The 10,044-nt window shown below is 73.8% G+C and carries 8 protein-coding genes; 3 read left to right on the forward strand and 5 right to left on the reverse strand.

The annotated features are described in order from the left end of the window. Positions 1 to 47 precede the first annotated feature (47 nt). Complete coding sequence (locus GYH36_RS14545) at positions 48 to 677, reverse strand: PRC-barrel domain-containing protein (RefSeq protein ID WP_162290205.1); 630 nt, start codon at positions 675 to 677, stop codon at positions 48 to 50. Between the two features lie 149 nt (positions 678 to 826). Then, the gene (locus tag GYH36_RS14550) at positions 827 to 2,764 is read right to left on the reverse strand and encodes a phosphoenolpyruvate carboxykinase (GTP) (RefSeq protein ID WP_162290206.1); all 1,938 of its coding nucleotides are present in this window, start codon (positions 2,762 to 2,764) and stop codon (positions 827 to 829) included. Between the two features lie 115 nt (positions 2,765 to 2,879). Between GYH36_RS14550 and GYH36_RS14555 the strand changes: the two genes are divergently transcribed. Next, positions 2,880 to 4,397: an XRE family transcriptional regulator gene (locus tag GYH36_RS14555; RefSeq protein WP_162290207.1), complete on the forward strand. Its 1,518-nt coding sequence runs from the start codon at positions 2,880 to 2,882 to the stop codon at positions 4,395 to 4,397. Positions 4,398 to 4,435: 38 nt separating this feature from the next. Here GYH36_RS14555 and GYH36_RS14560 read toward each other — a convergent pair whose 3' ends face one another. Beyond that, on the reverse strand, positions 4,436 to 5,740 hold the full coding sequence (locus GYH36_RS14560) for an alpha/beta fold hydrolase (RefSeq protein ID WP_034603144.1): 1,305 nt from the start codon (positions 5,738 to 5,740) through the stop codon (positions 4,436 to 4,438). Positions 5,741 to 5,795: 55 nt separating this feature from the next. Next, positions 5,796 to 6,305, reverse strand: coding sequence for a pyridoxamine 5'-phosphate oxidase family protein (locus tag GYH36_RS14565; protein WP_024838843.1), 510 nt, complete (start codon positions 6,303 to 6,305; stop codon positions 5,796 to 5,798). Between the two features lie 169 nt (positions 6,306 to 6,474). On the opposite strand from GYH36_RS14565, the gene GYH36_RS14570 reads away from it, so the two are divergent. Together GYH36_RS14570 and GYH36_RS14575 are read left to right on the forward strand one after the other, a co-directional pair. Then, positions 6,475 to 7,623: a zinc-dependent alcohol dehydrogenase gene (locus GYH36_RS14570; protein WP_162290208.1), complete on the forward strand. Its 1,149-nt coding sequence runs from the start codon at positions 6,475 to 6,477 to the stop codon at positions 7,621 to 7,623. 11 nt (positions 7,624 to 7,634) lie between these two features. Continuing rightward, positions 7,635 to 8,219 carry a hypothetical protein gene (locus tag GYH36_RS14575; RefSeq protein ID WP_162290209.1) on the forward strand — a complete coding sequence of 195 codons (585 nt, stop codon included), beginning with the start codon at positions 7,635 to 7,637 and terminating at the stop codon, positions 8,217 to 8,219. Positions 8,220 to 8,316: 97 nt separating this feature from the next. On the opposite strand, the gene glpK is transcribed toward GYH36_RS14575, so the two are convergent. After that, positions 8,317 to 9,834: a glycerol kinase GlpK gene (gene glpK / locus GYH36_RS14580; protein WP_024838840.1), complete on the reverse strand. Its 1,518-nt coding sequence runs from the start codon at positions 9,832 to 9,834 to the stop codon at positions 8,317 to 8,319. Positions 9,835 to 10,044: the final 210 nt, after the last annotated feature.

Raw genomic sequence — 10,044 nt, forward strand, 5'->3', positions numbered from 1 at the left:
GCGGCCCGCGCGGTCGTCCGGGGGCGGGGTCGCCCCGTAGCTGGTGCTCATGACGGACGCCCTTCCTGGACGCTCGTGCCGTGCGACGACGGGCCGCCCACGCCCTCGCCCGGGGCTTCGGGCGGAGGCGGCACCTCCTCGCCCGGCACGGTCTCGGCGACGTACTCGGTGACCACGTAGCGGCGGAGCCGGTACGTGCCTTCCCCGCCGGCTCCACGGTCCCCCCGCTGGTCCTCGGAGGACGCGTCGTCCCGCAGCGGGCCGGCGGCGTGCCTGCCGACGCCGCGGTCCGCGTCGTCGCCCTCCCGGTCGAGGCCGGGGGAGCCCGCCTCGTGCGGGGAGGCGCCGTCGTCCGCCGCGGACGCGCGGCCGTAGTAGCGGTAGAGCTCCACCTCCTCCTCGTGCGAGAGGTGGCCCTCGGAGTCGTCGACCCGGGGCGAGCCCTTGACCGTCTCCTTGGTGTACGGGACGCGGATCTCGTCGCCCCGGACTTCCGCGTCCGTGAGGGGCACGAAGGACTCGGCGGTGCCGAACAGGCCGGTCCTGACCGTCACCCACTCGGGCTCGCCGCTGCGGTCGTCGAGGAAGACCTGGCCGACCTTGCCGAGCTTCTCACCGGCCTGCGAGACGACGGTGCCGCCGGAGAGCAGCCTCTCGATCTGGTCCGTGCTGATCATGGTGGGTCCTTCGGACGGTGCTGCACCGAGGCCCGTCTGCTGGAGCCGACCCGTCCATCGTGCGAGCGCGCGCGGGCGCACGCACGTGGGCGGGCCCGCCCCGCGCCCGGCACCCCGGGCGGGCGACGTGACGCGAGGCGGACGGTGCGTCAGGCCCCGAACCGGTCGCGGAGCCGGGCGAGCTGTGCCCAGAGCTCGTCCGGCACGCGGTTGCCGAACGTGTCGAAGAACTCCGCGGTGAGGTCGGCCTCGGCGAGCCACTGCTCGGGCGAGACGTCGAACAGGGCGTCGAGGTCGCCGTCGTCCATCCGGAGCCCGCCGAGCTCGAGCGCACCGGGCGCGGGCAGCAGGCCGACGGGGCTCGTGACGGCGCCGCAGTCGGTGCGTACGCCGCGCGCGCGGTCCACCTGCGCGGCGATCCAGGCGACGACGCGCGAGTTCTCGCCGAACCCGGGCCACAGGTAGCGGCCGTCCGTGTCCTTGCGGAACCAGTTGACCTGGAAGATCTTGGGGCGCTTGTCGGGGTCGAGCGACGCCCCGACGCGCAGCCAGTGCGCCCAGTGGTCGGCCATGTTGTAGCCGCAGAACGGGAGCATGGCGAACGGGTCGCGGCGCAGCGCGCCGACGGTGCCCTCGGCGGCGGCGGTCTGCTCGGAGGAGATGGTGGCGCCCATGAAGACGCCGTGCTCCCACCCGTACGCCTGCGCGACGAGCGGCACGTTGGTCGCGCGGCGCCCGCCGAAGATGATCGCGTCGACCGGGACGCCCTCGGGGTCCTCCCAGGTGTCGGCGATCGTGGGGCACTGCGCGGCGGAGACGGTGAACCGCGAGTTGGGGTGGGCGGCGGGTCGGCCGGAGTCGGGCGTCCAGTCCTGGCCGGTCCAGTCGATCAGGTGCGCGGGCGGCTCGGGTGTCAGGCCCTCCCACCAGACGTCGCCGTCGTCGGTGAGCGCGACGTTCGTGAAGATCGTGTCGCGCGCGAACGTCTCGACGGCGGCGGGGTTGGTCTCGACGCCGGTGCCGGGCGCGACGCCGAAGAAGCCGGCCTCGGGGTTGATCGCGCGCAGGCGGCCGTCGGGGCCGGGGCGCAGCCACGCGATGTCGTCGCCGATGGTCTCGACGGTCCACCCGGGGATCGTGGGGCGCAGCATCGCGAGGTTCGTCTTGCCGCACGCGGACGGGAAAGCCGCGGCGAGGTGGTAGGCCCGGCCCTCGGGCGACGTCGCGCGGATGAGCAGCATGTGCTCGGCGAGCCAGCCCTCGTCGCGCGCCATCGCGGACGCGATGCGCAGCGCGAAGCACTTCTTGCCGAGCAGCGCGTTGCCGCCGTACCCGGACCCGAACGACCAGATCTCCCGGGTCTCGGGGAAGTGGACGATGTACTTCGTGTCGTTGCACGGCCACGGCACGTCCTCCCGGACGGCGCCCGTGTCGTCGACGAGCGGCGCGCCCACCGAGTGCACGGCCGGGACGAACGGGGCGCCGGCGTCGATGCGTTCCATGACGGCGGTCCCGACGCGCGTCATGATGCCCATGCTCACGACGACGTAGGGCGAGTCGGTGACCTGGATGCCGACCTGGGAGATGGGGCCGCCCACCGGCCCCATCGAGAACGGCACGACGTACATGGTGCGTCCGCGCATCGAGCCCTCGAACACGCCGCGGAGCTCGGCGCGCATGACGTCCGGCTCGCGCCAGTTGTTGGTCGGGCCGGCGTCGACCTCCTCGCGCGAGCAGATGAACGTGCGCGACTCGACGCGCGCGACGTCGCTCGGGTCGGAGCGCGCGAGGTAGCTGCCGGGGCGCAGCTCGGGGTCGAGCGGGAGGAGGGTGCCGGCGTCCACGAGCAGGTCGATCAGGCGCTGCTTCTCCTCCCCGGAGCCGTCGCACCACACGATCGCGTCCGGCTCGGTGAGGTTCGCGATCTCCCGCACCCAGGCGCGGGCGTCGCGCGGGCGCGGGTCCGGCCCGCCGGCTCCTGCGGCCGCGGGGGTCGTCGCGAGCCCTGAGACGTCGGTGTCGACGTCGTCGAGCAGGGCGGCGTGGCGCGTGCGGCGGGTCGGGCGCGAGCCTGCGGCGGTGGTCATGGGTTCTCCTCGCTCGGCGGTGGGCGTGCTGTACCCCCAGGTTCGCGCGGCTTCGGTCCGGATTTCTTGCCGGGGCGCTGTGAAGAACGAAGGATCTTGACGTACTGTCAAGGACATGCCGAGCACGACGCCGCCGACGCGCCCCCGCCCGAACGGCCGCTCCCCACGCCCCGCGGACTCGCCCACCGAGCCGCAGGCGGACCTCATCACGCTCGGCCGCCGCGTGCGACACTTCCGCACCGCGCGCGGCCTCACGCTCGACGCGCTCGGCGAGGCCGTCGGGACGGCCCCGAGCCTGCTGTCGATGATCGAGAACGGGCGGCGCGAGCCCCGGCTGTCGCTCCTGCAACAGCTCGCCCAGGCGCTCGACGTCTCCCTCACGGAGCTCCTCACCGACGAGCCCCCGTCCCGCCGCGCCGCGCTCGAGATCGCGCTGGACCGCGCGCAGCGCGGCCCCCTGTTCGCGGGCCTCGGGCTGCCGCCCGTCAAGGCGAGCCAGAAGCTCCCGCTGCCGGTGCTGGAGAACCTCGTCGGGCTCCACGCCGAGCTCCAGCGCCGCGCCACGGAGGCCGTCGCGACCCCCGAGGAGGCGCGCCGCGCGAACACCGAGCTGCGCCTCGAGCGCCAGGCGCGCGACAACTACTACCCCGAGATCGAGGCGCTCGCCGAGGAGATGGCGCGCAAGGCCGGGTACACCGTCGGGGCGCTCACGCACCGCACGGTCGCGCGCATGGCCGAGCAGCTGGGCTTCACCATCTGGCACGTCGACGACCTGCCGCACTCCACCCGTACGGTCACCGACCTGGAGAACGGGCGCATCTACCTCCCGCCCGCGTCGATCCCCGGGGGCCACGGACTGCGCTCGCTCGCGCTCCAGGCGATCGCCCACCGCGTCCTCGGGCACGAGCGCCCGCGCTCGTACGCGGAGTTCCTGCGCCAGCGCGTCGAGATCACGTACTTCGCGGCGTGCTGCCTCATCCCGCAGAGCGCCGCGGTCGACTTCCTGGAGCGGCGCAAGCGCGAGAAGGACCTCGCGGTCGAGGACTTCCGCGACGCGTTCGGCGTCACGCACGAGGCCGCGGCGCAGCGCTTCACCAACCTCGCGACCGTGCACCTCGGCATCCCGGTGCACTTCCTGCGCGTGGGCGACGACGGCGCGCTGTTCCGCGGCTACGAGAACGACGGCCTGCCCCTGCCGGCCGACGTCGCGGGCGCGATCGAGGGGCAGATGGTGTGCCGGAAGTGGGCCGTCCGGGAGGCGTTCACGCGGCGCGACCGCGCGCAGGAGTCGTACCAGTACACCGACACGCCCGCGGGCACCTTCTGGTGCTCCACCCAGACGGGCACGACGACGACCGGCCAGTTCTCGATCGCCGTCGGGGTCCCGTTCGCGTCGGCCAAGTGGTTCCGCGGTCGCGACACGACCGTGCGGCGCCAGTCGACGTGCCCCGACGAGTCGTGCTGCCGTCGCCCGGCCGCGGAAGCCGCGGCACGCTGGGAGGACGCGTCGTGGCCGAGCGCGCGCATGCACCAGCACGTGCTCTCCGCGCTGCCGTCCGGGGCCTTCCCGGGCGTGGACGCGACCGAGGTCTACGCGTTCCTCGCGAAGCACGCTCCGTCGTCCGACCGCTGAGCGGGCGCCCGGGGCGCATCGCCGGGGCGCGTCGGTGCTCAGGCGACGGGCAGGGGACCGCCGCGGGCGGCGAGGCGCTCGACGAGGCGCGCCAGCACGTCGCCGGTCCGCAGGCCGTCGTGCTCGAACTCGTTCGTCACCCAGGTGGCGACGTTGCCCACGTGCGCGGCCGTCTCGAGGGACAGCCCGGCGTCGACGAACATGTCGTCCGCGTACACCGCCGCCTCGACCGGCACCTCGTTGCGCGCGAGCACGTCGAGGTCGTACAGGTCGGGCCAGTCGTCGCGCGCGGCGAGCGCGTCCGCGGCCGCGCGGAACGGGCGCAGCGCCGCGACCTCCTCGAACATCCAGGGGTAGATCATCTCGCCCGTGAGCAGCAGGGGCCGGGCCCCCGGCTCGAACGCCGGGTCCTCGGCCCGCACCGCCTCGGCCGCCCACGCCGTCGGCCCCGTGCCCGACTGCGCGTAGATCGACTCGTGCAGCACCGCGTACAGCGGGTTCGTGCGGAACGACGTCGCCGCCGCGACGTCCGCGAGGAACGTGTCCGTGAGCTCGTCGGGAGCGCCGGCGTCGAACGCCTCGTCGACGACCCAGTGGATGCGCTCGGGGCCGGGCTTCATGCCGAGGTCCATGCCGAGCGACTGGAACCGCCGCACGGTGAGCACGTCGCCGTCGGGCAGCCGCACGTCGCCCGCGGCGAGTCGGTCCGCGACGCGCGCGAGGCGGGCCGCGTCGTCGGGGTAGCGCGCGCGGTAGGCCGCGTTCTTCGTGACGACGCGGGGCTGGGTGCGGCGGTACACCGCGCGCGCGTCCGCCGTGAGGCCCGGCAGCCCGCCCGTGACGTAGCACGCAGCGAGCGCCTCGGGCGCGCGCGACAGGTACGTCATCGTGAGGAAGCCGCCGTAGGACTGGCCGAGCGACGTCCAGCGCCGCCCGCCGTACACGGTGCGGCGCACGTGCTCGGCGTCCGCGACGATCGCGTCCGCCCGGAAGCGGGAGAGGTACTCGGCCTGGGCGGCGCCCGTGCCACGCGCCGCGAGCGCGGCACCCCGCACGGCCGACGAGCGGCCCGTCCCGCGCTGGTCGAGGAGCACCACGCGGTGCGTCTCCAGCGCCGTCGCGACCCACCCGTCGCGCCCCGTCGGGCGCGGCCCCTTGCCCCCGGGGCCGCCCTGGAGGAACACGAGCAGCGGAAGGTCGTCACGGCGCCGCACCGGGTCGACGAGCTCGCGCACGAACAGGGTCAGACGGCGCGGGTCCGCGTCGTCGTCCCAGACGAGCGGCACCTCGAGCTCGCGGTCGGTCACGTGGATGCCGGGGACGGTGTAGCTGGTCTCGCGCACGACGCTCACCCGGCCACCCTAGCCGCGGCGCGGGGACCCGCGGTCGGCCCGGCCGTCAGAGCGCGACGGTCTCGTTCTCGCCCCCGTCGTACGGCTTCCCCGTGACCTTCGCCTTGACGAGGCTGAAGAGCGTCGCGACGCGGCCGCCGGGGGAGTCCCAGTACTCCGCGGTCTCGGCGTGCAGGCGGATGAGCACGACGCCGGGCGTGTCCGGACCGTCGGGGAACCACGCGTCCGCGACGGGGTTCCACAGCTCGCGGATCGTGTCGGGGTCGTGCACGAGCGTCGCGCGACCGGACAGCGAGACCCACGAGCTCGAGCCGGAGAACGCCGCGTTCGCGGCCGAGTCGCGCGCGATCTCGGCGACCTTGTGCGAGTCCGCCGCGGCGAAGAACCACAGGTCGCCGTCGAAGTCGACGGCCTGCACGCCCATCGGCCGGCTGACGAGGCTCCCGTCCTGCGCGACGGTCGTGAGCATCGCGATCCGCTCGTCCTTGATGAGGTCGCGGACCGTCGCGACCTCCTCGGACCCGGCGTGGGGAAGGTCCTGGTGGGTGTCCGTCATGTCGTCTCCCGTCGTCGGCGGCCGCCGGGCGCGGCCTCGTCCGACGCTAGGCACGTCCCCGTCCGCTCGCCCCCGGGGCGGGCGCGACGGCGAGCCCGCCCCGGAGATGCGGGTGCGGACGGTGCGTGCAGGCTGGGGTGTCTCACGTCGATCCCCGAGGGAGTCACGAATGCGCGCGATGACCTACCGCGGCCCGTACAAGGTGCGGGTCGACGAGAAGCCCGAGCCGGTGATCGAGCACCCGAACGACGCCGTCGTGCGGGTCACGCGTGCCGCGATCTGCGGCTCCGACCTGCACCTGTACCACGGGATGATGCCGGACACGCGTGTGGGGCACACGTTCGGGCACGAGTTCGTGGGCGTCGTCGAGGAGGTCGGGCCGTCGGTGCGGAACCTCAGCGTCGGGGACCGCGTGATGGTGCCGTTCAACATCTACTGCGGCTCGTGCTTCTTCTGCGCGCGCGGGCTGTACTCGAACTGCCACAACGTCAACCCCAACGCGACGGCCGTGGGCGGCATCTACGGCTACTCGCACACGACCGGCGGGTACGACGGCGGCCAGGCGCAGTACGTGCGGGTCCCGTTCGCGGACGTCGGGCCGTCGGTCGTCCCGGACTGGCTGCACCCGGAGGACGCGCTGCTGTGCACGGACGCGCTCGCGACCGGGTACTTCGGCGCGCAGCTCGCGGAGATCGCCGAGGGCGACGTCGTGGTCGTGCTGGGCGCGGGGCCGGTCGGGCTGTTCGCCGCGCGCTCGGCGTGGCTGATGGGCGCGGCGCGCGTCATCGTCGTCGACCACCTCGACTACCGGCTCGCCAAGGCCCGCGAGTTCGCGTTCGCGGAGACGGTGAACTTCACCGAGGTGGACGACGTCGTGCTGCACCTCAAGAAGGCGACCGACTGGCTCGGGGCCGACCGCGTGATCGACGCCGTGGGGGCCGAGGCCGACGGGAACCTGCTCCAGCACGTCACGGGCGCGACGCTCAAGCTCCAGGCGGGCTCGCCCGTCGCGCTGAACTGGGCGATCGACGCCGTGCGCAAGGGTGGCACCGTGTCCGTCATGGGGGCGTACGGCCCGCTGTTCACGTCCGTGAAGTTCGGCGACGCGGTGAACAAGGGGCTGACGCTCCGCATGAACCAGGCCCCGGTGAAGCGGCAGTGGCCGCGGCTCCTCGAGCACGTGCGTGCCGGGTACCTGACCCCGCGCGACATCGTCACGCACCGCGTGCCGCTCGAGGACGTCGCCGAGGGGTACCACATCTTCTCCGCGAAGCTCGACGGGTGCATCAAGCCCGTGATCGTGGTCGACGAGGACTGAGGAGGCGCACCATGACCGACGCCGAGACGCCCTACGTGGCCGGGCCCGCGCGGCGGCCCGTCGACCGCGACGCCCTGCGCGCGCGCATCCCCGGGTGGGGTGCGGACCTCGACCCCGCCGACCGGCCGTCGTACCCGCGCGAGGTGTACGACCCGGCGGCCACCGGCGCGCACTGGGACCTCCCCGATGCCCAGCCCGAGCTGCGCCCGCGCGAGCGGTCGGTCGAGCACGCACGCCTCACGCCGGTGTTCGGCACGTCCGCGCCCCTGCACGGCGCCTCGGGCGCGGTGCGGCGCCTCGCGTACCGGCGCTTCAGCGAGGGCCGCGCGGCCCACTGGTTCCTGCTCCTCCTCGGCGACCGCGTCGACGCCGTCGAGAGCCACGTGCGGTCCCTCGCCTCGCGGCGCCCCGACGACCCGGTCACCGAGACCGGGGTGCTCGCCGAGGCGCGCGCCCACGGCATCGCGTCGCGCCGAGGGCGCGTCGACGTCCGGCACCAGGTGCTCGACCCGGTCGTCGTGGCGGGACCCTGGGTCGCGGCCGTCGGCGCCGGCGCGTGGGCGGTGCGCGCGCTCGTGCGGCGCGCGCGGCGCTGAGGCGTGCGGGCCCGGGCACGACGGAGGGGTGGGGTGCCCGGGCACCCCACCCCTCCGGGCGGTCACGACGCGGCCCGCGCGGGCCGCGGCACGAGGACTACTGCTCCACGTCCTCGTCCACCCACTCGAAGGTCTTCGTCACGGCCTTCTTCCAGTTCCGGTAGAGGCGCTCGCGCTCGCCGGACTCCATGGACGGGCTCCAGCGCTTGTCCTCGGCCCAGTTGTCGATGACGTCCTGCTCGCCCTTCCAGAACCCGACCGCGATGCCCGCGGCGTACGCGGCACCGAGCGCCGTCGTCTCCGCGACCTTCGGGCGCACGACGTCCACGCCGAGCTGGTCCGCCTGGAACTGCATGAGCAGCTCGTTGGCGACCATGCCGCCGTCGACGCGGAGCTCGGTGAGGTCGACGCCCGAGTCCGCGTTCATCGCGTCCAGCACCTCGCGCGTCTGGTACGCCGTCGCCTCGAGAGCGGCGCGCGCGATGTGGTTGCGGTTGACGTACCGCGTGAGGCCCACGAGCGCGCCGCGCGCGTCCGAGCGCCAGTACGGGGCGAAGAGGCCCGAGAACGCGGGCACGAAGTACGCGCCGCCGTTGTCCTCGACCTTCCCGGCGAGCCACTCGACGTCGGGCGCGTCCTCGAACATGCCCAGGTTGTCGCGCAGCCACTGGATGAGCGAGCCGGTGACGGCGATCGAGCCCTCGAGGGCGTAGCGGGCGGGCTGGTCACCGATCTTGTAGCAGACCGTCGTGAGCAGGCCGTTCTGGCTCATGACCTTCTCGGTGCCCGTGTTGAGCAGCATGAAGTTGCCCGTGCCGTACGTGTTCTTGGCCTGGCCGACCTCGAAGCACGCCTGGCCGAACGTCGCCGCCTGCTGGTCGCCCAGGATGCCCGCGATCGGCACGCCCGGCAGGAGGCCCTGCTGGCGGCCCTCGCCGTACACCTCGGAGGACGACTTGATCTCGGGGAGCATGGACATCGGGATGCCCATGTCCGCGGCGATGTCCTCGCGCCAGCTCAGCGTGTCGAGGTCCATGAGCATGGTGCGCGACGCGTTGGTCACGTCCGTGACGTGCACGCCGCCGTTGACGCCGCCCGTGAGGTTCCACAGCGTCCACGTGTCGGTGTTGCCGAACAGCAGGTCGCCGGCCTCCGCCTTCTCGCGCGCACCCTCGACGTTGTCGAGGATCCACTTGACCTTCGGGCCCGAGAAGTACGTGGCGAGCGGCAGGCCGACGATCGACTTGTACTTGTCGGGGCCGTCCGAGCCGCCCAGCTCGTCGACGATCTTCTGGGTGCGCGTGTCCTGCCAGACGATGGCGTTGTACACCGGCTTGCCCGTGGTCTTGTCCCACACCACGGCGGTCTCGCGCTGGTTGGTGATGCCGACCGCCGCGATGTCGTGGTGGGTGACGTTCGCCCGCGTCAGCGCGAGGCCCACGGCCTCGCGCACGTTGTTCCAGATCTGCTCGGGGTTGTGCTCCACCCACCCGGCGCGGGGGAAGATCTGGTCGTGCTCGAGCTGACCCGTGGAGACGATCTCCCCGGAGTGGTTGAAGACGATGGCCCGGGAGCTGGTGGTTCCCTGGTCGATGGCGAGAACGTAGTCGGCCATGGTGCGTTCAGTCCTTCACGTCGGTGTGGGTGTGCAGGTAGGTCGTGGGTGGGTGGGACGGCGCGCCGTCGGACGGTCGGGCCCCCGTGCGACGCCCGACGGCGCGGGTCGCGGGGGGGGGGGGGGGCCCGGCCGCCCCCCCCCCCCCCGGACGGGGCGCGGGGGGCCCGCCCCCCGGCCCCCCCCCCCCCCCCCCCCGCCCCCCCCCCC

Source organism: Cellulosimicrobium composti (genome assembly GCF_010287905.1).
Classification (GTDB): Bacteria; Actinomycetota; Actinomycetes; order Actinomycetales; family Cellulomonadaceae; genus Cellulosimicrobium; species Cellulosimicrobium composti.